The sequence below is a fragment of the Ensifer sp. genome (genome assembly GCF_035999185.1).
Lineage (GTDB): Bacteria > Pseudomonadota > Alphaproteobacteria > Rhizobiales > Rhizobiaceae > Ensifer.
The window spans coordinates 1-24,296 of sequence record NZ_DASYHB010000141.1 but is presented as its reverse complement, the minus strand read 5'-3'; the positions used below and the strand labels follow the sequence as shown (position 1 = coordinate 24,296).

The following is a 24,296-nucleotide window of genomic DNA, read 5'->3' as shown; positions in this document are numbered from 1 at the left end:
ACGCAAAACCGCCCGCGCGAATTTCGCGCAGGCGGTCTGTTGGGCAAACATATGCGGGATTAAGCGCCGCTTGTCAAAGTCTGGTTCTGCCTGATCCGCTTTCCGCGCAGGCAATGACCTCCAGGGCCAACGGCGCGGCTTCGACTTCACCACCGTCGGCGGCCTTGCTGCCCCGACCGATGAAGAGGGTCACGACGGCTGCTGTCGCCACCGTGATGCCGGTCAGCAGCCAAAGCAAGGCACTGAACGCATCGCCATAGGCTTGCAGGAGAGCAGCATGCGATGCCTGCGGTGCGAATAGCCCAGCGTCCGCGAGGTTGCCGGTCACGATGCGCTGCGCCATCGCAGCGGCATTCGGTCCGGCTTCGCCCCCGAGGTTCGAGGCTGTCAGCGCCGAAAGAATTGCGGTCACGATTGCGAGTGCCACCCCCTCACCTGCCACGCGCGTGGTACTGAAGATCCCCGTTGCCATCCCTGCCCGTTCCTTCGGCACGACGCTGACGGCAAGCCCATCCATCAGTCCCCAGGGAAGGCTGATGCCAAGCCCGATCAGCAACAGAGGTGCGAGCAGCATGGCCGGCTCGGAACCCACCGGAAACCGGCCCAGCCAGCAGAGCCCAGTCGCCGAGAGCAACAGACCCGCGCCGCAGATCGCCGCCGGCGTGAACCAGCGCGTCAAAAAGCCGGCAGCAATTGGCACGATCAGAAGCGGCGCAGACATGGCGATCATCATTTGACCTCCGGCGACCGCACTCATGCCTTCTATCCCGATGAAACGCACTGGAAGCAGGATCAGCAGGACGACGAACCCATAGGCGGGAGCGGCCGCAAGCAATTGCACTCCGACGAAGCGCGGATAGCGAAAGAGCGTCAGATCCAGCATCGGGCGCGCGACCGAGCGCTCGATCCGCCAGAAGGCGAGAAAGAAGAGCACGGACGCCACGAGCATGGCGATCACGATCGGGTGGCTCCAACCGCTTTCCGGCGCCTGCAAGATGCCGAAGGTCAGTGCGGTCAGCGCCGCGGTGAAGCTTGCCGCTCCCTTCCAGTCGAGGCCGGAGGCGTCCGGATCGCGCGTCTCTCGAAGGAAAACCGCGCCGAGCGCCAAAGCCAGGCCAGCCAGGAGGACGACAAGCACGAAGATCGCGGGCCACCCGAAGGCCTCGACCATCAGGCCGGATGCAATCGGTCCGAAGGCAAGCCCGACGCCGAAGCTTGCACCAACGAGACTGAAGGCTCTCAGTCGCTCGTTTTCTTCGAATTCCTGGGCAAGTGAGGCCATGCCACCGGAGAAGGCGGCCGCTGCCCCGATGCCTTGAAGCGCGCGCAACACGTCGAACCAGACGATATTGCCGGCGAATGCCAGAGCAGCCGAGAACAGCAGGAAGGTGGCAAGACCACCGAGAAAGACACGCTTGCGGCCGAAACTGTCGGCAACCGCACCCGTGGCCATCAGCGAACTTCCGAAGGTCAGCATGAAGGCATTGGTGACCCAATTGAGCGCGACCGGATCGGCGCCGAGGCTGCGACTGATCGCCGGCAACGCCACCGCCGGCCCGGTGAAGGTAAGGGGCATCGTGGCCGACGCGCAGCAAACCGAAACGAGCACGAACCACCGCGCGCGTCCATTTCTGACCTTTTCTCTCATATCGTCCATCCGTTGGAGCAAGGAGATACCCAAACAGGCCTGCGGGGAAACCTGCAGCTGAACGTTCACCGCTTGGGTATCGATTGACGAATGCAGGATAGTTTCGCCATAATTGACTGAGAACCGTGCCAATTGGACAGACATACTGGAGCAGTACGCTCGAATAGGAGGTTGCAATGGACCGCTTGAGCGGATTGACCGCCTTCGTGCGCACGGCTGATCTCGGCAGTTTCGTCGCGGCCGGGCGCGTGCTCGGCCTGTCCGCCTCCGCGGTCGGAAAGGCGGTCACCGCGCTCGAAAAGCAGCTCGGCGTACGCCTGCTGCAGCGCTCGACGCGTAGTATCCGCTTGACCGAGGAGGGACGCCTCTTTCACGAGCGCTGCCGCCGTATTCTCGACGACCTCGACGATGCCGAAGCCTCATTGGCCGAGGCGGTGGCCGTTCCGCGCGGCCGGCTGCGCATCAGCGTACCGATCGTCAGCTACCATTTGCTGCTGCCGGTGCTGCCGGAGTTCGTGCGGCGCTATCCCGAAGTCGAACTCGATCTCGACTTCAACGACCGCATCGTCGATCTGATCGACGAGGAAGTGGATGTCGCCATCCGTAGCGGCGTTCTGCCGGATTCCCGGCTCATGACCCGGGCACTCAGGCCGTTCCAGCTTCTGCTCTGCGCCGCCCCCGCCTATCTCGATCGGCACGGCACGCCGGAGTGCCCGCGCGACCTCGACGGGCACCACGCCATTCGCTTCCGTTTTCCAAACAGCCGGAAGCTACAGGATTGGCCGATCAGCATGCCGGCAGGCGGACCCGGACCACAGATCAAGACGGTGCTCTACAGCAACAACATGGAAGCGCTCAGCGGCGCCGTCCTCGCCGGTCTCGGCATCGGCTGCCTACCGGATTTTCTCGCCCGCCAGCCGCTCAGCGATGGACGGCTGCGCACGGTGCTCGACACCCATCTCGACGCGCCCGGACAGTTCCACCTCCTCTGGCCGTCGAACCGGCACCTGTCGCCAAAGGTGCGTGTGTTCGTCGATTTCCTGAGCGCACGCCTCTTTGCCGATCGCTGCGAGCGCAGCCCTGCCGTCGAGGCGGCACGGTAGGAACGAAAAAGGTGCCGCCCCATCACGGGAGCGGCACCTTGGTTTTCAGTTTTGTCAAACCTTGCCGGCGTCAGCGACGCCCGAAAGCGGCGATGCTCAGGCGGCCTTGATCTTGGCGCGCTTGGCGAGATGCGCCACCACGTTCTCGATCATCCGCATGCCGGCGTCACCGCCGAGCGTCATGATCGATTCCGGGTGGAACTGCACCGCCGCCACCGGTTCCTTGGTGTGCTCGATGCCCATGATCGTGCCGTCTTCGCTTTCGGCGGTGATCATGAACTCGTTGGGCAGGCTCGACGGATCGGCGAAGATCGAATGATAGCGACCGACCGTCACTTCCTTGCCAAGACCGGAGAAGACGATGCCCGGCTCGAGCACACGGATGCGCGACGGCTTGCCGTGCATCGGGATCGCCAGCTGGCGCAGATCGCCGCCATAGGCTTCGGCCAGCGCCTGCAGACCGAGGCAAACGCCGAAGATCGGCAGATCGCGGGCCCGCGCCTTCTTGATCGTCGCCTTGCAATCGAAGTCTTTCGGATTGCCAGGTCCTGGCGAAAGCACGACGAGGTCCGGCTTGACGCGATCGAAGATCTCTTCGGCCACCGGCGTGCGCACCGTCGTCACGGTGGCGCCCGTCTGGCGGAAATAGTTTGCCAGCGTGTGGACGAAGCTGTCCTCGTGATCGACGAGCAGGATGTTGACGCCTGCACCGACGGCAGCGACATCGCGGCCAGCCTTGGCGCTGTTGGCGGATTTCGCGTCGCGGATGGCTGCGATCATGGCGGAGGCCTTCAGTTCAGTTTCGGCTTCTTCTTCTTCCGGGATTGAATCGTAGAGCAGCGTCGCCCCCGCCCTGACCTCGGCGATGCCGTCCTTGATGCGGATGGTGCGCAGCGTCAGGCCTGTGTTCATGTCGCCGTTGAAGCCGACCATGCCGATGGCGCCACCATACCATGCGCGCGGGCTCTTCTCATGGCTCTCTATGAAGCGCATGGCCCAGAGTTTCGGTGCACCGGTGACGGTTACCGCCCAGGCGTGGCTCAAGAACCCGTCGAAGGCGTCCATGTCGTCGCGCAGGCGTCCCTCGATGTGGTCGACCGTGTGAATGAGACGCGAATACATCTCGATCTGCCGGCGGCCGATGACCTTGACCGAACCCGGTACGCAGACGCGGCTCTTGTCGTTGCGGTCGACGTCCGAGCACATGGTGAGTTCCGATTCGTCCTTCTTGGAATTCAAGAGCTTGAGAATCTGCTCGCTGTCGGCGATCGGATCGTCACCGCGTTTGATCGTGCCCGAGATCGGGCAGGTCTCGATGCGGCGGCCCGACACGCGAACGAACATTTCGGGCGAGGCGCCGACGAGATATTCCTGATTTCCGAGATTGATGAAGAAGGAATAGGGCGACGGATTGATCGCCTTCAGCCGGTTGGAAATCTCCGACGGCTTGCTCTCGCAGCGCTCGAAGAACTTCTGGCCGGGCACCACCTCGAAGAGATCGCCGCGACGGAAGCTCTCCTTGGCCTTGACCACGAGCTCGGCATACTCGCCGGGACGGTGGTCACCATGCGGCGGAATGCTGTCGACGGTCCGGAATGGCTCGGGCGCGATATCCTCTACTTGGTCCTCGGTCGTCCTGCCGTCCTTGGCGAAATCGTAGCGGTCGATCCAGGCCTTGGCGGCATAGTGGTCGACGACCAGGATTTCGTCCGGCAGGAACAACACCATGTCGCGCTGGTCGTCCGGGCGCTTGAGCTTCAGTTCGATCGCGTCGAACTGGAACGCGAGATCGTAGCCGAAGGCGCCGTATAGGCCGAGGCTCGCGTCCTCGGCCGAATGGAAGAGGTTGGTGACGGCGCGCAGCACGCTGAAGACAGTCGGCATCTTCGAGCGCTCTTCCTCGGTGAAGACGCGGTCCGGCTGGTTGATCGTCAGGTCGAGGCGGCGGCTGGTCGAAGCGCCGAGCGTGATGTCGTCGACCGTCTTCAGATGTTCGGCGATGATCGACAGCAGCACCTCGCCGCGGCCGTTATAGGCCTCGATCCAGAGCGAGCGGCCGAAGGAGGAAATGCCGAGCGGCGGGTCGACGACAGCGGTATCCCAACGCGTGTAGCGGCCGGGATATTCGTAGTTGGAGGAGAACACCGCGCCACGGCGCTCGTCGAGCTTGTCGACATAGCTCGCGATCGCGTCCTGATAGGAAGCTTCGCGTCGCCTGCGCGTCACCACGATACCACCCTTTGTGGTGTAGCTCTCCGCGCCGTCCTCGAGAATTACCGTTGCCATTCGCCTCGCTCCGTAAAAGCCCGGTCCTTGAGCGGCCTGATATGAAAAAAGCCGCCTCGAAATCTCCGGGCGGCTTCATCTCTCAATCACGCATGACTGGTCAAGGCCGCTTCAGCGAGCCCACCACCAGATCGAAATGTTGCGTGCGTTTTCCATGGGCCAAAGTGTTAGCGTGGGTTGGTGCCCCGCGCAAGCGGGAATGCGGCGCGGATCGTCACGCCTGCGTCAAAAAAAGAGGCGGCCCCGAAGAGCCGCCTCGAACATCTTAATCTGGCCGGTCTTAGAAACGCTGCGTGAGCGAGATTTTGAAGGTACGGCCCGGTTCCGAATAGAAGTCGCGCGGCTGGCTGGCTGAGGATGCCAGGTTGAGGTCGCGAAGCCCGAGCGCGTTGAAGTACTTCTTGTCGAAGATGTTATAGACGCCCGCCTGAACGCGAAGCCCCTTGAACTCTTCCGGCGTCCACCAGCCCGTCAGATCGACAATGCCATAGCCGGGTGCGTCGAAGGTGGTCGCTACGTTATCGTTGGGCATGGCCGCCGAAAGCGTGGTCGAGAGATCGACGCCGAAAGTTTCCTGGCTATAGCCGGCACCGAGGATCGCCTTGAGCGGCGCGACTGAACGCAGACGCTTGTCGGTATCCTCGTTCTTGCCATAGGCATAGGCAATCGAGCCGTGAACGTTGAAGCCGTTGTCGAAGGTCTTCAAGGCGCTCAGTTCGATGCCCGAGATGCGCGCCTTCTGCACGTTCTCGTAGCGGAACTCCATGATCCCGCCGGCCATGGTCGTCTTCGTCTCGATGAAGTTGTCGTAGACGTTGTGGAACGCTGCCACGCGACCGACCAGATCGCCCGTGTCGAAGTTGGCGCCGACCTCGAAGCCGTTGGCGGTCTCGGGCTTCAGGTCGGGATTGCCGAGCTGGGCATAGCCGCCAAAGCGGTTGTAAAAGCGGCTGTAGAGCTCATCCACGGTCGGTGCACGGTAGGCCATCGACCATTGCGCGAACAGTTGCGTGTCCGGTGTGATGTCGTAGGTTCCAAGCAGCTTGGGCGAAAGCCGGGCGCCGTCACGATCCCGCAGTGCCGTAAATTGCGGCAAAGTGGGGTTGGATTGGAAGCCGGCATTGGCCTCCGGCTGATAGTCGAACCAGTCGAAGCGTACTCCAGGCGTCAACGCAAAGGCGCTGTCGCCCATCGAGATGCGGTCTTCCAGGACCGCGCCGACGGTGGTGCTCTTGACGGTCGGGATTTCCGACTGGTTGTTGAGCGACGGGCATGTCGTCGGCGTCGGGCACAGCGCCCAGGTGTACTGGTTCCAGTCCGAGCGCTGGACGTCGAGCTTGAACAGAACGGAGTGATCGAACCCGCCGGCTTCGAAATCCTTGCCAGCACTGCCGCTGAAGCCGATGCTCTTGTTGCTGATGGAGTTATCGCGGCCGTAGGCAACGTTGGCGACCGTGCGGCCGTGCGACCCGGACGAGCGCTCGAGTTCCTGCCAATAGAGTGTGGCGCGCGCGAAGCTGAAGAGATCGTCCGAGGAAACTGCCTCGAAATCATAGTCGAGCGAAACGCGCTTGCGCGAGCGATCCTCAAAACCGTCGTAGTCGCCGATCCTGTAGCTGCGCGGCGCACCCTGTTCCGTCATCAGGTCGGCATCGCCATCGCGACGGAAGCTTTCCGCCGTAAACCCGATCCGGTGGCCGCCCTCGAGTTCGTGGCGAAGCTTGAACAGAAGGTTGCTCTGGTCGAAATCAACAGGATTGGGTTCGGTGCGCGCCACGCCGGTGCCGCCGACCGTGCCCTCGTTTTCCCGCTCATGGCCCTTGCGATAGCTGCCCTGGAACAGGACCGAGGTGTCGCCGAAACGCTTGGCGGCGGCAGCCGAACCGGAAATGCTGTCGTCTTCGCTGTCGTAGATGGTCCGGAACAGCGCACCCCAGTCCTTGCCGTCGGAGATCAGGTCCTCGGGTTCAAGTGTGCGCAGCACGATCGCACCGCCGAGCATGCCGGAGCCGCCGCGGCTCGAATCTGCGCCGCGAACGACGTCGAGGGCGGAGAGCGAGTTGAAGTCGAAGGTATCGCCGCCGCCGTTGGCGTTGATCGACTGGAACGGGCTCTGGCGGGAGCTGTTCGAAAGGAACGGGATCGGAACGCCGTCGATCGTCGTCACGATGCGCGGGCCGGAAAGACCGCGGATGTTGATACCCGAATCCTGCTTCGAGGAATTGATGCCGGCATCGACGCTGCGGCCGAGATCGTCGAGATCGGTGACCTGCTTTTCCTCCAGCGTCTTCTCGTCGATTTCGCTGGCAAGCGGCGTGTCGGCAATGCTGCCCTTCGGCGCCGTCGTTACGCGACCGCCCTTGGCGACGATCTTCTGAAGCACGGTCGTGTTCGCGCCGGCCTCTGCCGTCGGCGCGGGCTTGGCGCTCTGTGCGAAGGCGTGGGAAACCGGGGAAAACGTAACTGCCGCGCAAGCCAGGAGAGCCAGGCGACGATGCCGGGTGAGCATGGACCAATCCTTTGAGTTTCGAGGGCCGGGCTTGCTGTTGAGCGGCGAACTCAAGGGGCTGGCTGGGCGAAGGTTCGAGTGTGTTGCGACATGTCGTCGCCTCATTTATGCCGCATAAAAAACATGAGTGTTCTTGTCAACATACAATGAACCTCCCCACAATTTATGGGGTCGTCCCAATTCGAGGCGTTGCCGAACTGCAACGCTTTTGCCGCCGGTGGGATGAAACCAGATCGGGTTCCATGCGTTCCTTCCGCTCAATGCCCGCCGCGGTGGCAACGAGAAAGGAACCGAATGCGTCGGCATCTCCCCCTGGTTTTCCTGTCCGTCCTGATCCTTGCAGGAGCCGGCCTGCCGAAGGCCGGGCCCGTCCCTGCGAAGAAACCGCCGTCCGGCGTCGAGGCTGAAGAGCCGGTTCCGACGCCTGATACGAAGCCAGCGACCGTTGGCGACGAACAACCGGTTCCACAGCCAAAGCCGGCCGAGACCGAAGAGCAGCCGGCGAAGAAAGACGACGCGCCGGCGGGTGCGGAAAAGAAAACCGACGACAAGAACAATGCCGGCGCCGAGGAGGAGGAGGAGAAACCCGTCACCTATCCGCCGGTCGAAAACGAGAAGCCGGCCGAGTATGCCAAGTGCCTTTCGGACCTTCGGGCGCTGGGCGCGACCTTTACCGAGGCCAAGCGCGTGGACGACGGCAAGGGCTGCGGCATCGACAAGCCGATCGAGATCACCAACATCCTCGCCGGCGTCGCGCTCGCGCCCAAGGGGTTGATGCGGTGTGAGACGGCGCTGGCGCTGGCGCGCTGGACGAAGGAAACCGCCCAGCCCGCGGCCGAAGTCGCCTTCGACAAGACCGTCCGGATCAAGGCGCTGAACCAGGCATCGACCTACATCTGTCGCCTGCGCAACAACGCAACCACGGGCAAGATCTCCGAACATGCTCACGGCAACGCCGTCGACATCGCCTCCTTCAGCCTGAGCGACGGCACGACCATCGCCATCCAGCCGCGCGACGAGGACGGCACGATGGACGGAGCATTCCAGCGGGCGGTCACCGCGTCGGCGTGCCTCTATTTCAAGACCGTTCTCGATCCCGGCAGCGACGCCGCCCACGAGACCCATCTGCACCTCGACGTCATCGAACGCCGCAACGATTACCGCTACTGCCGCTGAGACACCTCGCGAGCCGGTAGCGGATCAGCGCAGAGCGCGCCCATCATGACGCCCCATAGCCGAGGGCGACAAATTCGCCCTCGAAGCGTCCAGCGACCTCGCCGCGGTCGACCAGATCGGCAACGACGGTGCTGCGCGCCCTGCCCCGCCGCTCCAGCATGCGCAGGAATCCTTGCCATTGTCCGGCGTTGGAAAGTGACGAACGCGCCGCGAAGGCTCCGGCAACCGGTTTCAGATAATCCATCCGGTTGCTCTGGATCACGAGGCGTGCGTCAACACCGCTCGCCCGCAGCCGGACATGCAGGAGCGACCAGGCCGACAGGATTGTGAGCGCCGAAGCGCTGCCGCCGAACACCGTTTCGCGGTGGTTGATGTTGGGCGCCAAGGGAGCCGAAAGCAGCACGCTTTCCTCGCTCACCGTTTCAACATGGACCTGCATCGCCGCCGAAAGCGGGATATGGGCGTGAAGATAGAGCTCTAGTTCCGGGGGTGTCATGGCGGCATCCATCTGCGTTTCGGTGCATCTCGATCAGTGCACGGGATCGACCGGTTTTGCCAGATGCATGTGCACGCCGCGTCAGGTCTTCACCTGTCTTACTGCCCCCGCAAAGATGGCTCACGGACCGCCTTGCAGTCGGGCGACACGGAACCCAAATACGCTCGCAACGAAAGTCCACCCGTTTTGCGCCCGGGCCATTCCCCTGTTTCACCGACAGGATAAGATGAGCCGACGTTCCGAAATCCAGGCGTTTCGGATGGACGCCCGTTGTAAACTGCTTGCCGGATTTGCGCCGGCCTTAAAGGGAAACGACCATGGCACTGACGATCTATCAGCTCTCCGTCCCCACCTTCATCCGCGGCCTCGGCGTTCTCGCCAAGCTGCTCGACAAGGCGGAAGCCTTTGCCGGCGAAAAAGGCATCGCTCTCGACGACCTGTTCAATGCCCGACTGGCGCCCGATATGCTCACGCTGGCCGGCCAGGTGCAGCGCGTCAGCGACACCAGCAAGGGCACGATCGGCCGCCTGACCTCGATCGAGGTGCCCCGTTTCCCGGACGAGGAAAAGACCTTCGCCGACCTTCGCGACCGCATTGCCAAGACCGTCGCTTTCCTCGAAACGGTCCAGCCTGTCGATCTCGAAGACAGCGGCAGCCGCGAAGTCGTCCTCAACTTCCCGAACCTGAAGGTGTCGTTCACGGGCGACGAGTATCTGTTGAAGTTCGTTCTGCCGAACTTCTACTTCCACCTGACGACGGCCTACGACATCCTGCGCCACAAGGGCGTCCCCGTCGGCAAGGCTGATTTCCTCAGCTTTGCCTGATCCCACGGGCACGACCGGACAACGACATAGGCGCGCCGCCCATGGCGCGCTTTTCGCTTCAAACTCCGGACTGAGGAGCGCTAGAACAACCCCTCGATATAGCCCTGGTCGTTGAGGAAGATCTTCTCGGAAGACGGCACCTTCGGCAGCCCGGGCATCGTCATGATCTCGCCAGTGATGACCACGATGAAGCCGGCGCCGGCCGCCAGCCGGACCTCGCGGATCGGCACCGTGTGGCCGCTTGGCGCACCACGCAGGTTCGGATCGGTCGAGAACGAATATTGCGTCTTTGCCATGCAGATCGGCAGGCGGCCGTAGCCCTGCTCTTCCCAATTGCGCAATTGGTCGCGCACCGTCTTGTCGGCGATCACCTCGCTTGCGTGATAGATATCCTTGGCGATCGTCTCGATCTTGTGGAACAGCGACATGTCGTCAGGATAGAGCGGCGAAAACTGCGAATGCCCCCCTTCCGCGAGCGCCGCGACCTTGCGGGCCAGTTCTTCGATGCCCGCGGAACCTTCGGCCCAATGCCGGCAAAGCACGGCCTCGGCGCCGAGTGTGGCCACATAGTCCTTGATCGCCTGCACTTCGGCCTCGGTATCCGAGGTGAAGTGATTGATCGCTACGATGACGGGAACGCCGAATTTCTTGACGTTCTGCACGTGCCGTCCGAGGTTGGCGCAGCCCTTGCGCAGCGCCTCAAGGTTTTCGCGGCCGAGATCGTCCTTCTTGACGCCGCCGTTCATCTTGATCGCCCGGACGGTCGCGACAAGCACGGCGGCATCGGGCTTCAATCCGGCCTTGCGGCACTTGATGTCGAAGAATTTTTCTGCGCCGAGGTCGGCGCCGAATCCGGCTTCCGTCACCACATAGTCGGCAAGCTTCAGCGCCGTCGTCGTTGCGACCACCGAATTGCAGCCATGGGCGATGTTGGCGAAGGGGCCGCCATGGACGAAGGCCGGGTTGTTTTCGAGCGTCTGGACGAGGTTCGGCTGCATCGCGTCCTTGAGCAGGACGGTCATGGCGCCATCGGCCTTGATGTCGCGCGCAAACACGGGGCTCTTGTCGCGGCGATAGCCGATGATGATGTTGCCGAGCCGCTGTTCGAGGTCCTTCAGATCCATCGACAGGCAGAGGATCGCCATCACCTCGGAGGCAACCGTGATGTCGAAACCGGTCTCACGCGGATAGCCGTTTGCGACCCCGCCGAGCGAGCCGACGATGCTGCGCAGCGCCCGGTCGTTCATGTCCATCACCCGTCGCCAGGCAATGCGGCGGATGTCGATGTTCTGCTCGTTGCCCCAGTAGATGTGGTTGTCGATCAGCGCAGCGAGCAGATTGTGCGCCGACGTGATCGCGTGGAAGTCGCCGGTGAAGTGGAGGTTCATGTCCTCCATCGGCACCACCTGCGCGTAGCCGCCGCCGGCAGCACCGCCCTTGACGCCGAAACAGGGGCCGAGTGAGGCCTCGCGGATGCAGACGATCGCCTTCTTGCCGATGCGGTTAAGGCCGTCGCCGAGACCGACCGTCGTCGTCGTCTTGCCTTCACCGGCCGGCGTTGGATTGATCGCCGTCACCAGGATCAGCCGGCCGTTCTTCTTCTCGCGCTGGCGGGCGATGAAATCGGCACCGATCTTTGCCTTGTCGTGGCCGTAGGGCAGAAGATCTTCTGCCGGTATGCCGAGCGCTGCCCCGATCTCCAGGATCGGCTTCTTCTTCGCGGCACGCGCAATCTCGATATCGGACTTGACCTCCGTCATGACATGTCCCCTCCCCAGGGTCTCGTTTTCGTCCACGCCTTCAGGCGCAGTTCGCAATGCCTACAGCGCCGCGCGTCTGATCAGACGCTCAAAGGTCGCTGTAGCACTTTGATTTGCTGCATGTTTTTGTCCTTTGATCGAACACGATCAAAGGAAACATGCAGTAAGCGGGAGGAGAAGACGTGTCTGCGGCTTCCGCCACATCCCGCTAACTCAAGATCGGCGGCGGCCGCCCCTTAGCGGCCGGCCACCTCGTCGCCTGCCTCAACGGGCAAGAATGTCGCGCATTTCCACGATGTTGGAGCGCACCCGCAGCGTATAGAAGCCCATCGTCGCCAGATGCGTCGGCATGATCCAGCCGGCTTCCTCGCCGTTGGAGATGATCCACGGCTGGATGCGCAGTGCCGCCCGCAGCTGCTTGATCGTTTCCGTCCAGATCGGCAGCAGGCCGCGCTGGGCGACGACGTTATCGAAGTCTGCGCCCGCCGCCGAAAGGATGCCGTAATAGCCGTAGAGCTGGCCATAGGCGAACCAGAAGCGGTCGTCGGCGCGCGTGTCGAACCAGCCGCCATTGTGGTTTTCCGAGCGCTCGCGCAGGATCGCCGAGGTGTTGCCGAGGTCGTTGGCGACACGGTCGAGGAACTCGACCAGGTTGTCCGAGCGGCCGTCGAAGATCGCCTCGCACTTGCTGAGCGTGGTGTTGAAGGACCTCAGGTCCTTCATAGCCGCGCGATAGAAGCTCGGCGTCGGCGTCTTCGGGCCGAACGGGTTGATGCCGAAGTACCAGGTTTCCTCATCGAACTGCATGTTGCCGCGGGCGCTCTGGAGCGCATTGTTGATGCCCGAAGTGCCGCGCATGCGACCGAGCGAGTCGACGAGCTCCACCGAGGTCCGGCGGATCGCCTGGTTGACGCCGCGCTGGAACGACGCCTTGTTGTCGAGCCAGGGCGTGTCGTCCCAGTCGAGCCCGAAGAAACCGAGCTTGTAGAGCAGCATCGACGAGATCCAGGCGTTCTCGTTGACGTTGAAGTCGATGAGGTCGGCTGTGACGTCGACGATCGCCGAGGTCTGGCAGACCGTGCCGGCCGGCAGCTGCACCGCCGCCAATGCTTCCGGCGTCGATTCCATCGGCTGCGTTGCCACACCCGCGAGGTTGTTTGCCGTACCGCCGGTCGTCGCCTGCCCCGTCGACGTCGCACCGGGAGCGTTCATCGGCGAGCCGGCAGGCACCTTCCGCTCGGCGAGCTTGTAGCGATCGACATAGTCTTCGTTGAAGTTGGTCCAGGCCTGGGTCTGCCAGATGAAGTAGCCGTAGAACAGGATCAGCCCGAGCAGGATGATGCCGATCGGCCCCTTGATGATCCAGCTGCGCTGCCGGTACCAGTTGCCCGCCGCGACGAAGGGCCAGAGCAGCCAGGCGACGACGAGCCCGATGCCGCGGCCGATCGCGGTGAAGACACGCTGGAAAAACGCAACGATCGGGTCGAACATGTCCTATTCCTCTCTGAGGCCGTAAAGCTTGTGGCGGAAGGCCGCCTTGTCTTTCAGATATGTGCCGGTCAGCGTCGCCACAACATATTCTTTGAAACGTTCGCTGTATTGCTCGTAGGCGTCGTAAAAGCCCTGCTTGTCGAAGACGAAGCGCGAGACGAAATCGCGCGGAACAAGCTGCGCGATCAGCCGGTTGACCAGCCATTGGTCGGGATGTGCGGGTGCCGCGCGCACCAGCATGAAACGGTTGGCCGGCGCCACGTCCTGCATCCGGATCGTGCCGGTGGCGGCTACCATGCGGATCATCTCCTGCAGAAACGGATAGGCGCCGTCTTTGGCGACAGCGGCCGCATTGCGATGCATCCAGGTCTGCAGCCAGATCCGGTCGGCATTAGCGAGATCGGTAGCCGGATCGGTCTCGTGGATCAGGCCGCGCACCATCATGTCGGCGCGATGTTGATAGAGCCCCGAGTCCTCCACCCAGGAGGCCTGCGGCAGTTGCAGCCGCTTGGTCGAGGCAAGGAAATCATAGATGCGCGCGTAGTCGTTGATGGCGATGTAGCTCACCTGCCATGGCCGCGACCTGCGGAAGCCCGGAACCGAGGGATCGCAGATGACGGTCGTCGTCTTGCCGTCGAGAAAGATGTAGACGCCGCCGAAATGGTTGGCCCAGAACGCTTCGTGGCGAAAAACCAGTTGATCGGGAACCAGCGCGTTCTGGCGGATATCGCCGGTCATCTTGGCAAGCTCGACCATGCGGTTGAGCATCTCGTCATCGGTCCAGGCCGTCGGCACCTTCTTCAGCCGGTCGACCAGGCCGCGCAGCTCCGCCGCCTTGCCGAGCATGTCCTCGGCCGACAGCACCCGGAACCGCACCTCGTTGATCGACAGCAGATCGTCGATGTCGTCGACGATCGCGACCGAATCCTCAATCTCACCGTAGAGCGCATCCTTGATCGTCACCGCGTTGATCGCGCGGCTGTTGGCGTTAAAGAACTCGTGCATCAACGCAGCGGTATTGGAAAAGCTCGTGTGCACGCACGGCAGTTCCGCCTGCTCCGGCGTGATGATGATGAAGCGCCGGTTGACCCGATTGGGGTCGAGATAGTCCCGGTCTCCGAGCTCCTCGGCGATTTCGGGCGAAAACCCGGTCATGTCGATGCTGAACTGCGTCAGCGCCGTCGGCCTGAGCCCGAAGCCTTCGAGCGCCTTGTTGTAACGCGCGATCAGATGCGGCTCGGAAATATCGAGCAGCCGCCCATAGATCAGTTCGGCTTCGAGAAGACGTTTCATCGGTCAGCTCTTTCCATCACCCCTGCCACCGACCATCGCGTTTCATCGCCTCGATCTCGCGGATTGCCTTTTCGCGCTGGCGCTCGCGGCGGATGATGTCGGTGACGGCGGCGTCGTCGGATTTGTCGGTGTAGCGGAATTCGCTGTCGGCGTAGCGGTTGATCTCCTGCAGCACCATGTCGATGGTGATCGGGCCGCGCAGCGCCTCGATCATCGCTTTCTTCTCGTCGTAACCCTTGTGCATGAACGAGCCGGCATCCTTGAACCAGTCGTCCGGCAGTTCGACATCCATGGCGCGCAGCTTGATCGCGTCGGTGATGTTCTTGATCGCCCGGCCGGTAAAGCGGGGCTCCGCCTCCTTGATCATGTGCAGATAGGCGCCGACATCGGCGATTGAGGCGATCGCGCCCTTCTCTTTTTCATAGCGTTCCCAGACAGCGACGAGACCATCCTCTTTCGGCCGCGCGTGCTCGGCATAGGACTGGGCAACAGCACGCTTGATCTCCTGGCCCTCGAACAGTTGATGCTCGCCAAGGGGGATCTTGTGGTTCTTGCCGACGAGCAGCGCGAAGATGTCGATGTAGTCGTCTTCGGTCTGCGGCCCATCGACCAGCCAGCGGGCGCCGGCACGCTGGCGCAGCGCATCGTCGACATTTTCAGGGTAATTGGAGAACATGCCGAAGGTGCAGTTGCCGCGCACCACGGTCGATGCGCCGGCAAAACTTTCCATCAGTACCGCCGTCACCTCGTGCTGGCCGGCCGATGCGCGGTCGTCGGAGCGCTTGGCCGCCACCTGGTCGACATCGTCGATCGTGCCGAAGCCGATCGCGCGCGGATTGATGACGTTGTTGACGAATTCCTTGCAGTTCTGGCCCGACTTGCCCTGATAGGAGGAGATCTGGTCGACGCCGAAATTCTCGTAGTGGAAGGCGTAGCCGGCAATCTCGCAATAATCGTTGAGCATGCCGGCGAGCATCTGGATGAGGATCGTCTTGCCGGTGCCGGGCATGCCGTCGCCGATGAAGGTGAAGAGAAAGCCGCCGAGTTCGACGAAGGGGTTCATCTGCCGGTCGAAGTCATAGGCCATCAGCATCTTGGCGAGCTTCAGCGCCTGGTACTTTGCGATATGGTTGCCGATGATCTCCTCAGGCTTCTTGAAGGTCATGACCAGAGGCTTGCGCTTCTGGCCCGGAGCCACGTCAAAACCGTTCAGCGTGAAGTCGTCCTGGTCGAGCCGGATATGCACATTCTCGAAGCTCTGCAGCCCGGTGAAGCGGCCCTTGCGGGCAATCAGCCCCTCGATCGCCACGCGCGAAAAGGCACGCGCGCGTGCTGTCAGCGCCAGATCATCAGCCGCGCCTGCAATGCCGCGATCAAGTGCCGACAGCAGGCTCTTCAGGGCGTCCTGCGGCGTATCGAACAGGAAATCGGGTTCGACCGCATCGTCGACCGGCTCCCCCTCGCCCGCAAGCGTCGCGCCGAGATAGGCAGCAAGCGTGAAGGCGGAGATGTAGGCAGAGGCGTTGAGCAGCGCCTTGAACTGATTGGCTTCCTCGCCAGCGAGCGGCGATGTGGCATTTTTCGCCTGGAGCTGTTCAAGGCTCGTTTGGCGCGCGAACACGTCGGCGACGGCAAGCGCCACCTGGATACCGCGGCGGGTGCGGTAAAGCACGGCGTGCTGGGCGGGCGACAGCATCGGGTCGCCCTGGTGCACCGACTGGATGGTCTTCGTCAACTCGACTTCGCGCGTGCGCCGCTGGCCGCCGGTCGAAACCGTCGACACGAAGCGGCGGCCGGTGCCGGCAAGTGCTGCGCCTGAGGCAGGATCGTCGCGCTCAAGGATGATGAGCTTGGTCACCAGACCCTGCGCCACCGCCTGATGCTTGGCGATTTCGTCCTCGTGCAGCGTCGTCAGCCCCGCATTGAGTGTCATCGTCAAACCTCGCTCACGACCTGGTTGCCGGAAATGACATGGACTTTGTAGTCGCCGAACACTTGTTCAGCCTCACCGGCGGCGTAAAGAGCCTGGTAGGCGTCGTGCGGCACCAGCGCGTGCTTCTCGTAGGACGAGACACCCATGCGCGTCGCTTCGAGGTTGGCGGTGTCGATGTGAAATTCTTCCTGCGCCGGCGTCGTCGACCAGAAGCCGCGCGTGGCCGGACGTTCCGCCTTGGAGAACACCTCCTGCACGGTCCAGGTCAGAAGCCAGGCGTTCTCGACTTTACGCACCTTGGAAAGAATGTCGTTGATGCGCGCATTGTTCTCGGTGATCCCCGCCGAATAGAAGGGCCCAAGCACGATGCGGCGCAGCTGCTTGGGATGGAGCTCGGCAAAGTCCTTGTCGAGATTGGTGGCGATCGTCACCGGCGTCAGCGAATAGCTGCTGTTCTTGGAGGCAAAGTCGTCGAAGCGGCTGGCAAGTTCCGGATTGAGCAGGCCGCCCACCGGCAGCGGGATCTCGACCTGCGGGTTGAGCTTGCCGTCTTGCGTCACCAGCATCTCGACGATCTTTTCGGACGAATCCTCGATCGTCGCCATATAGACCATCGGCAGCGTATTGGCGCCGTCGAAGGCGCCCCAGCTGACCACGTAATAGGGCCGCATCGTCTTGGAATTGACGGCGACGCGGATCGTCTCCGGCAGGATGAAGGGCGAGAAGATCTCGCCCTTGCCGATCTGCTCCAGATAGAGGCGCTCGGCCATGCGCGTCTGCAGCGCCTCGGGAAAGGCCTTCTGCCTCAGGATGAAATCGACCATCTCGTCGCGCAACGCGTCGGCCGACGGAATGTCGGCCAGCCGTTTGTCCGCGGTCTGGCGGTCGTTCTCCAGTTCAAGCACGTTCTGGAACACCGGAAATCCGCTCTCCGCCCGTGAGATTCGGAATTGGTCGACAAACCCGATCCGGTTTTCCCAGCAGTCGATCGACGCCTTCAGCCGGCCGAGATAGGGAACGATCACTTCGCCGACGACGGTGTTTCGGTAGAGCGGCGAGTTGCGGTCGCCGAGGAAGAGTTCGAGCCCGGCGAGCGCGGCGTGGATCGACGCGAAATACTGTGCGACAGCGGATGAAGCTGCGACCTTCATGCAAATCCCCGTGGCGCGTGCCGAAAGGCAAACTCGGTTCGGATCATGCGCCGGCCGATCACTGCTTCACGTAGTTGGCAGTGTTGTGTTTATCCATCACCGCCTGGAAGCGGCGGGCAAAGGCGTCGTCGGCGAGCTTCTTGCGGCGCTGGATATCCTGGGTCGAAAGCATGTTCTTTTCATGCATTTCGAGGAGATCGCCGATATGGCGCTGGGCCGCGGCCCCGATACCGGCCATGGTCTCTTCCGCAGCCGTGTCGACCTGGCTTCCGAGCGTGTTGATCTTGTGGGCGACGTCCTGCTGGGCGGCGGTCTTCAACGAATCTTCGAGCGCCTTGTAGAGCACGATGCGCTGCTCGGTATCGATCGTCAGCTTGTTGATCAGCGTGTTCTGCGCGGCGATCTGGTTGTTGAGAGAGTCGACGAAGGTCTGGAACATCGAGGTGTAGCGCTCGAGGGTCTGGCTTTCGGCCAGCAGTTCCTGTTCCTTCGCCTGCTTCTCGTTGTACTCGGTCGCCAGCGCCGAACGTTCGCCCTCGAGCTCGGTGCGCACCTTCTGCTCGGTCGAGGCGGCGATGCGGTTTTCGATGTCGAGAAGCAACGGGTTGAGTTCCTCGATGCGCTTTTGCACCGTTTCGAGGTTGGCCATCGTACCCTTGCGGCGCTCGATCACCTGGATCAGGCTCTGCTCCGAGGTCTTGTAGCGCTGGTCGAGGATCGCCTTCTGTTCTTTCAGGATGCCGACGATCATGTCGGACTTCGACAACAGTTCCTGCAAGTTGCCGGCCAGGGACATGTTGCGCACGCGGTCGGTGCGCATGCGCTGCATCTTCTGCTTGGAAAAGACGCCGATGAACTTTTCGTAGCCGGTATAGTTCTTCATGCTCTCGAACTCGGAGCCGAAGACATTGGTTGCGTCCTCAAGCCCGATGATCAGGTCGGCGATGTTGGCTTCCATCACCTTCTGCTGGTTGAGTACGTCCTGGATGCGGGCGTTTTCGATATCGAAGTTGACGTCGCCGAGCTTGGTCTCGGACTTGGCAAACTGCTCCAGCACGACGCCGGATTGCTCGAGCTTGCCGCGCATCTGCTCGACGACGCTTTTCGTCTTCTCGATTTCCGCGTCGAAATTCTGAAGAGTCGCCATGTCTTCCCCCTCGCTCCACCGTGGCGGGATCCGCCACCAGGGCCAAATTATTCAGCCTTCGATTGCAGCTATATAAAGGGTGTTTGAGGGAAGAGAACAAGCCTTTCCCAACGGCTTTTTTCGATCAGTCTTCGCAGCGAAGTGCTTGAGATATCGAAAGCATTGCCTATTTGGCGGTAGGTGGCGCCTTGAGATAGGCAATGACGTCGGCAATGTCCTGCGGCTTCTTCAGCCCAGGGAACATCATCTTGGTGGCGCCGACCATCGCCTTGGGGCTCAGGAGATATTCGCTGAGCGTCGCCTCGTCCCAGACATGGCCCGCAGCGCCAAACGCCGTCATCGCTTCCGAATAGCTGTAGCCGGCAACCGACGCCGCCGGCCGGCCGACGACGCCCATCAGGCTCGGGCCGACGCGATTGACCGGCTCGCTTGCCGTGTGACAGGCGGCACATTTGCGAAACACCGCCGCCCCGGCCGTAGCATCGCCACCGGCCTGTGCCGCCGGCGCGCCAAGACAGAGACTGAGGAGAAGAGTTGGAAGCAGGCGCCGCATCGAAAACCTCATGCTGAAAAGACGGGACGAGAATGGCACCGCCAAGACGGCCGCCGCAAGCGGCCAGTCGGCCGTCGTCGTCACTCGCAGCGCATTTTGTCTTCCCAATGGCGCCGGCAGTAGGAAACGTACTTCTCGTTGCCACCGACTTCGACCTGGGCCCCCTCCCGTACGACATTGCCGTGACCGTCGAGACGCACGACCATCGTCGCCTTGCGGCCGCAGTCGCAGATCGTGCGTACCTCGCGCAGTTCGTCGGCAAGGGCGAGAAGCGCCATCGAACCCGGGAAAAGCTTGCCCTGGAAATCGGTGCGAAGGCCGTAGGCCATGACAGGAATGCCGATCCGGTCGGCGACGCGGGCGAGCTGCCACACCTGCCCCTCGTTGAGGAACTGGGCCTCGTCGACGAACACGCAGGCGATCTCGCCTGCGCCATCGGTGTTCAGCGTCTCGATCAGCGTATAGAGATCGTCGTCGCCATGAAACGGTATGGCGTCTGCCGAAAGGCCGATGCGCGACGAGATGCGGCCGACGCCACCGCGGTCGTCATGGGCGGCGATCAGCATCACCACGCGCATGCCGCGCTCCTCGTAGTTGTAGGAGGCCTGCAGCAACATCGTGCTCTTGCCGGCATTCATCGTCGCATAGCTGAAATAGAGTTTGGCCATCTTCACCGCGTCCGGATTTCCGTTTCCCGGTAATGACGAGGCTTGCCACGGAAGGCCAGAGCGCGTTTGCGGCACCCACAGTTTTTCGCCGGACTAGACCATTTCGTGGACATTGCGACATCCAGCGTCGCATCGTGCACCCCGTCAGCGTATTGACGCAATACACTTCCTTCGACATCAAAGCGCTTGAATTCGCTATCCAATGGTGTTTGGCTAAAACAATAATAGAGGCAGGGGAACGACAACGATGAAAAAAGCATTCTCTCTCAAACTGATACTGGCAGGCGCCGTTTCGGTCGTCGCCCTGACCGCTCAGCAGGCTGCAGCTGCCGAGCCGGAAAGCTGTGGTACCGTCCGTTTCTCCGACGTCGGATGGACGGACATCACTGCAACCACCGCGACGGTCGCGGCTGTCTTGAAGGGTCTCGGCTACCAGACCGACATCAAGGTTCTCTCGGTTCCGGTCACCTATACCTCGCTGAAGAACAAGGACATCGACGTCTTCCTCGGCAACTGGATGCCGACCCAGGAAAACGACGTACGACCCTATCTCGACGACAAATCGGTCGAATCCTTCGGACCCAACCTCGAAGGCGCGAAATACACGCTGGCGACCAACGCCAAGGGTGCCGAACTCGGCATCAAGGACTTCAAGGACATCGCAGCCCAGAAGGATGCGCTCGAAGGCAAGATCTACGGCATCGAGCCCGGCAATGACGGCAACCGCCTGATCATCGACATGGTCGACAAGGATACCTTCGGCCTCAAGGGCTTCGAAGTGGTCGAATCTTCCGAACAGGGCATGCTGGCGCAGGTCGCTCGATCTGAAAAGGATGGCGCGCCGATCGTGTTCCTCGGCTGGGAACCGCACCCGATGAACGCCAACTTCAAGCTCACCTATCTCTCCGGCGGCGACGACATCTTCGGCGCCAATTTCGGCGGCGCCAGCGTCTTTACCAATGTGCGCGCCGGCTACACCACCGAATGCCCGAATGTCGGCAAGCTTTTGACGAACCTCAAGTTCTCGCTGCAGATGGAAAACGAGATCATGGGCAAGATCCTCAACGACGGCAAGGAACCGGATGCCGCTGCGACGGAATGGCTGAAGGCCAACCCGACGGCGATCGAGCCTTGGCTTGCCGGCGTCACCACCAAGGACGGCGGCGAAGGTCTCGCGGCGGCCAAGACTGCGCTCGGGCTCTGAGCGACGACAAGGCGGGGAAAGACCCCGCCTTTTTTCACCGCATCGCGCGATAGTTTTGATCTGACGAGACGGATTCACTCCTGTGGAATTTCTGACCGAAAACCGCATCCCCATTGGCGGCTGGGCCAAGGCATTCGTCGACTGGCTGACAACGAACTTCGAGCTGTTCTTCGACCAGCTCGCTCGTTTCCTGTCTGGCGTCGTCGGCATTCTCCTCTATGTCCTTCAGACCCCGCATCCGCTGATCGTGGTCGCAGTGATAACCGGGCTTGCCTGGTGGTTTCGCCGCTCGATCGGCATCACGCTGTTTACCGGCCTCGGCCTGCTCCTGATCATCAATCAGGGCTACTGGAAGGAAACGACGGAGACCCTGGCGCTGGTGCTTGCGGCCAGCGTCGTCAGCATGGCGGTCGGCGTGCCGCTCGGCATCGCCGCTGCCCGTCGCGCCTGGGTCTACGCCGTCATGCGGCCGATCCTCGACCTGATGCAGACGATCCCGACCTTCGTCTACCTCATCCCGGCGCTGATCCTTTTCGGCCTCGGCATGGTCCCCGGCCTCATCGCCACCGTGATCTTCGCTATTCCCGCGCCCATCCGCCTCACCCGCCTCGGCATCATCTCGACGCCGCCGTCGCTGGTCGAAGCAGCCCAGGCCTTCGGCGCAACGCCGGGCCAGGTGCTGCGCAAGGTGGAGCTGCCCTTCGCGATGCCGCAGATCATGGCCGGCCTCACCCAGACGATCATGCTGTCGCTGTCGATGGTGGTCATCGCCGCCCTCGTCGGCGCCAACGGCCTCGGCGTTCCTGTCTTGCGCGCGCTGAACTCGGTGAACGTCGCCAAGGGCTTTGAAGCGGGCCTCTGCATCGTCATCCTGGCGATCATTCTCGACCGCCTTTTCCGCTCGTCCGACGAAGGAGAAGGCGCATGACCAACGCCGTCGTATTCAAGAATGTCGACATCATCTTCGGCAACAATCCGCAAGTCGCTCTGCAGATGGTCGATCAGGGCAAGACCCGCGACGAGATCGGTGCCGAGACCGGCCTCGTCCTTGGCGTTGCCGGCGCCTCGCTCGAAATCACCGAGGGCGAGATCCTCGTGCTGATGGGGCTTTCTGGCTCCGGCAAGTCGACGCTGCTGCGCGCCGTCAACGGCCTTGCACCCGTGGTCCGCGGCGACGTCGAGGTGAAGACAGCAAACGGTGCGCTCAATCCTTACCGCACCAATCCCAAGTCGCTGCGCGACTTCCGCATGCACACGGTCTCGATGGTCTTCCAGCAGTTCGCGCTGCTACCCTGGCGCACCGTCGCCGACAATGTCGGCTTCGGGCTTGAGCTTGCCGGCATGCCGGACGCCGAGCGCAAGGCGCGCGTCGGCGAACAGCTCGAACTCGTCAACCTCTCGAAATGGGCGGGCCGCAAGGTCAACGAGCTTTCGGGTGGCATGCAGCAGCGCGTCGGGCTTGCCCGCGCCTTTGCCACAGGCGCGCCGATCCTTCTGATGGACGAGCCGTTCTCCGCACTCGATCCGCTGATCCGCACCCGCCTGCAGGACGAGTTGCTCGAGTTCCAGCGGCGACTGAAGAAGACTATCATCTTCGTCAGCCACGATCTCGACGAGGCCTTCCGTATCGGCAACCGCATCGCCATCATGGAGGGCGGGCGCATCATCCAGTGCGGCACGCCGCAGGATATCGTCAAGAATCCGGCCAACCAGTATGTCGCGGATTTCGTCCAGCATATGAACCCGATCACCATGCTGATGGCAAAGGACGTGATGCAGACCGGCGTCCAGCGAGGGGTTACGGTTGCCGGCGTCACCGCCACCGCCAAGCCGACGACGCCGCTCGTTGACATTCTCGACGCCATGTCGCGTCAACCGGGCAGCATCGGGGTTGTCGACAACGGTTCTGTCGTCGGCACGATCGACGCCCAGGATATCGTGCAAGGATTGACGCGCCACCGCAACAAAAGTTGACGGCGCCGCTCAACAAGCCAATAAAAGCCCGGAGGACCACTCCGGGCTTTATTCATTCCGGAGCAATGATAGCATGGCCGGAAAGGTAGAGCTGATGAACGACAAGCCGAGCGTCTTGCGCGACACAGATGACGAGGCACGCACCCTCGCCCGTACGCTTCTGCGCGGCGCCCGCAGCGCCTCGCTTGCCGCGATCGAGCCCGAGAGTGGCGGCTTTCCCTTCGTCAGCCGTGTGCTCGTCGGCATGGATGTCGACGGGGTGCCGGTCATCCTGATCTCGAAGCTGTCGACCCACACGCAGGCGCTGCTGGCCGACGTCAGGGCCTCTCTTTTGACGGGCGAGCCCGGCAAGGGCGATCCGCTGGCCCACCCGCGCCTCACCGTGCAATGCACCGCCGAGCAGGTTGTCCGCGACAGCGAGGCGCATGTCCGCATCCGCGAGCGATTCGTTCGCCGCCACCCCAAGTCGAAGCTTTATGTCGATTTCCCTGATTTCGGCTTCTTTCGCCTGACACCGCTTCGCGCCAGCCTCAACGGCGGCTTCGGCCGCGCCTATGTGCTAACGGCTGCAGACCTCGTGATCGATACGCCTGCCATCGCTTCGCTCGCGGCCAAGGAAGCAAGTGCGATCGAACACATGAACATGGATCATTCCGACGCAGTCCAGAATTATGCAGTGAAACTCTGCAATGCGCCGGAAGGCAGCTGGAAGATCGTCGGGATCGACGCTGCCGGCCTCGATCTCGCCGACGGAGATCGACTGAAACGCCTGGAATTCCCGAGACCTATCGAAGATAGTTCCAATTTACGGGCAATTTTGCGTGAACTTAACGGTTAATCGCTGGAGAGCTACCCCCATTTCTTGCAGTAGGTGGTTGCCCTTTTATGCATCACGACTAATTATCTTGCTTCGTCAACCATAACTACGTGTGATGTAAATTTCGCATGGAGCACGCAATGCAGCCACTTTCGCCTGAAAAACACGATGAAGCCGAGGTAGCAGCCGGTTTCCTCTCGGCCATGGCAAATCCTAAGCGCCTCCTCATCCTCGATTCCCTTGTCAAGGAAGAGATGGCAGTC

Annotated in this window: 20 protein-coding genes and 1 pseudogene; 8 read left to right on the top strand and 13 right to left on the bottom strand. The window is 62.1% G+C overall.

All coding sequences use genetic code 11. The features are described from left to right. Nucleotides 1–73 precede the first annotated feature (73 nt). Nucleotides 74–1,648 (bottom strand): MFS transporter, encoded by a 1,575-nt coding sequence (locus VGO04_RS18485; protein ID WP_327497433.1) that lies wholly within the window; start codon nucleotides 1,646–1,648, stop codon nucleotides 74–76. 176 nt (nucleotides 1,649–1,824) lie between these two features. On the opposite strand from VGO04_RS18485, the gene VGO04_RS18480 reads away from it, so the two are divergent. Next, complete coding sequence (locus VGO04_RS18480) at nucleotides 1,825–2,751, top strand: LysR substrate-binding domain-containing protein (protein ID WP_327497432.1); 927 nt, start codon at nucleotides 1,825–1,827, stop codon at nucleotides 2,749–2,751. Nucleotides 2,752–2,847: 96 nt separating this feature from the next. Here VGO04_RS18480 and VGO04_RS18475 read toward each other — a convergent pair whose 3' ends face one another. The 3 genes from VGO04_RS18475 to VGO04_RS18465 all read right to left on the bottom strand — a co-directional run bounded on the left by VGO04_RS18475 (nucleotide 2,848) and on the right by VGO04_RS18465 (nucleotide 7,546). Next, nucleotides 2,848–5,037 carry an anthranilate synthase gene (locus VGO04_RS18475; RefSeq protein WP_327497431.1) on the bottom strand — a complete coding sequence of 730 codons (2,190 nt, stop codon included), beginning with the start codon at nucleotides 5,035–5,037 and terminating at the stop codon, nucleotides 2,848–2,850. A 111-nt stretch (nucleotides 5,038–5,148) separates the two neighbouring features. After that, nucleotides 5,149–5,193 (bottom strand): trpE operon leader peptide TrpLE, encoded by a 45-nt coding sequence (gene trpLE / locus VGO04_RS18470; protein WP_178385070.1) that lies wholly within the window; start codon nucleotides 5,191–5,193, stop codon nucleotides 5,149–5,151. A gap of 124 nt (nucleotides 5,194–5,317) precedes the next feature. Beyond that, the gene (locus tag VGO04_RS18465; RefSeq protein WP_327497430.1) at nucleotides 5,318–7,546 is read right to left on the bottom strand and encodes a TonB-dependent hemoglobin/transferrin/lactoferrin family receptor; all 2,229 of its coding nucleotides are present in this window, start codon (nucleotides 7,544–7,546) and stop codon (nucleotides 5,318–5,320) included. A 294-nt stretch (nucleotides 7,547–7,840) separates the two neighbouring features. Between VGO04_RS18465 and VGO04_RS18460 the strand changes: the two genes are divergently transcribed. Continuing rightward, nucleotides 7,841–8,722, top strand: a complete 882-nt coding sequence (locus tag VGO04_RS18460; RefSeq protein ID WP_327497429.1) for an extensin family protein — start codon at nucleotides 7,841–7,843, stop codon at nucleotides 8,720–8,722. 43 nt (nucleotides 8,723–8,765) lie between these two features. On the opposite strand, the gene VGO04_RS18455 is transcribed toward VGO04_RS18460, so the two are convergent. After that, a complete protein-coding gene (locus VGO04_RS18455) occupies nucleotides 8,766–9,218 on the bottom strand; it encodes a thioesterase domain-containing protein (RefSeq protein WP_327497428.1) in 453 nt (150 codons plus the stop codon). A gap of 317 nt (nucleotides 9,219–9,535) precedes the next feature. On the opposite strand from VGO04_RS18455, the gene VGO04_RS18450 reads away from it, so the two are divergent. Beyond that, on the top strand, nucleotides 9,536–10,042 hold the full coding sequence (locus tag VGO04_RS18450; protein ID WP_327497427.1) for a DUF1993 domain-containing protein: 507 nt from the start codon (nucleotides 9,536–9,538) through the stop codon (nucleotides 10,040–10,042). 80 nt (nucleotides 10,043–10,122) lie between these two features. Here VGO04_RS18450 and VGO04_RS18445 read toward each other — a convergent pair whose 3' ends face one another. The 8 genes from VGO04_RS18445 to VGO04_RS18410 form a co-directional block, all read right to left on the bottom strand. Beyond that, nucleotides 10,123–11,802 (bottom strand): formate--tetrahydrofolate ligase, encoded by a 1,680-nt coding sequence (locus VGO04_RS18445; RefSeq protein WP_327497426.1) that lies wholly within the window; start codon nucleotides 11,800–11,802, stop codon nucleotides 10,123–10,125. 264 nt (nucleotides 11,803–12,066) lie between these two features. Continuing rightward, entirely contained in the window at nucleotides 12,067–13,293 is a 1,227-nt protein-coding gene (locus tag VGO04_RS18440; RefSeq protein WP_327497425.1) for a DUF2333 family protein, read from the bottom strand. Between the two features lie 3 nt (nucleotides 13,294–13,296). Further along, a complete protein-coding gene (locus tag VGO04_RS18435) occupies nucleotides 13,297–14,586 on the bottom strand; it encodes a DUF6638 family protein (RefSeq protein WP_327497424.1) in 1,290 nt (429 codons plus the stop codon). Between the two features lie 16 nt (nucleotides 14,587–14,602). Beyond that, entirely contained in the window at nucleotides 14,603–16,519 is a 1,917-nt protein-coding gene (locus VGO04_RS18430) for an AAA family ATPase (protein ID WP_327497423.1), read from the bottom strand. 2 nt (nucleotides 16,520–16,521) lie between these two features. Further along, entirely contained in the window at nucleotides 16,522–17,670 is a 1,149-nt protein-coding gene (locus VGO04_RS18425) for a hypothetical protein (protein ID WP_327497422.1), read from the bottom strand. 58 nt (nucleotides 17,671–17,728) lie between these two features. Further along, complete coding sequence (locus VGO04_RS18420; protein WP_327497421.1) at nucleotides 17,729–18,817, bottom strand: hypothetical protein; 1,089 nt, start codon at nucleotides 18,815–18,817, stop codon at nucleotides 17,729–17,731. Between the two features lie 166 nt (nucleotides 18,818–18,983). Continuing rightward, nucleotides 18,984–19,370: a cytochrome c family protein gene (locus VGO04_RS18415; protein WP_327497420.1), complete on the bottom strand. Its 387-nt coding sequence runs from the start codon at nucleotides 19,368–19,370 to the stop codon at nucleotides 18,984–18,986. An 80-nt stretch (nucleotides 19,371–19,450) separates the two neighbouring features. Further along, nucleotides 19,451–20,038, bottom strand: a complete 588-nt coding sequence (locus VGO04_RS18410) for a thymidine kinase (RefSeq protein ID WP_327497419.1) — start codon at nucleotides 20,036–20,038, stop codon at nucleotides 19,451–19,453. A gap of 247 nt (nucleotides 20,039–20,285) precedes the next feature. On the opposite strand from VGO04_RS18410, the gene VGO04_RS18405 reads away from it, so the two are divergent. The 5 genes and pseudogenes from VGO04_RS18405 to VGO04_RS18385 form a co-directional block, all read left to right on the top strand. After that, nucleotides 20,286–21,242 (top strand): choline ABC transporter substrate-binding protein, encoded by a 957-nt coding sequence (locus tag VGO04_RS18405; RefSeq protein ID WP_327497418.1) that lies wholly within the window; start codon nucleotides 20,286–20,288, stop codon nucleotides 21,240–21,242. A gap of 82 nt (nucleotides 21,243–21,324) precedes the next feature. Continuing rightward, complete coding sequence (gene choW / locus VGO04_RS18400; RefSeq protein WP_327497417.1) at nucleotides 21,325–22,170, top strand: choline ABC transporter permease subunit; 846 nt, start codon at nucleotides 21,325–21,327, stop codon at nucleotides 22,168–22,170. Then, nucleotides 22,167–23,216 carry a choline ABC transporter ATP-binding protein gene (gene choV / locus VGO04_RS18395; protein ID WP_327497416.1) on the top strand — a complete coding sequence of 350 codons (1,050 nt, stop codon included), beginning with the start codon at nucleotides 22,167–22,169 and terminating at the stop codon, nucleotides 23,214–23,216. The genes choW and choV overlap by 4 nt, the downstream gene beginning before the upstream one ends. A gap of 94 nt (nucleotides 23,217–23,310) precedes the next feature. Further along, nucleotides 23,311–24,054 carry a HugZ family protein gene (locus VGO04_RS18390; protein WP_327497464.1) on the top strand — a complete coding sequence of 248 codons (744 nt, stop codon included), beginning with the start codon at nucleotides 23,311–23,313 and terminating at the stop codon, nucleotides 24,052–24,054. 119 nt (nucleotides 24,055–24,173) lie between these two features. Further along, nucleotides 24,174–24,296 (top strand): annotated as a pseudogene (locus VGO04_RS18385) (ArsR family transcriptional regulator); the annotation flags it as partial.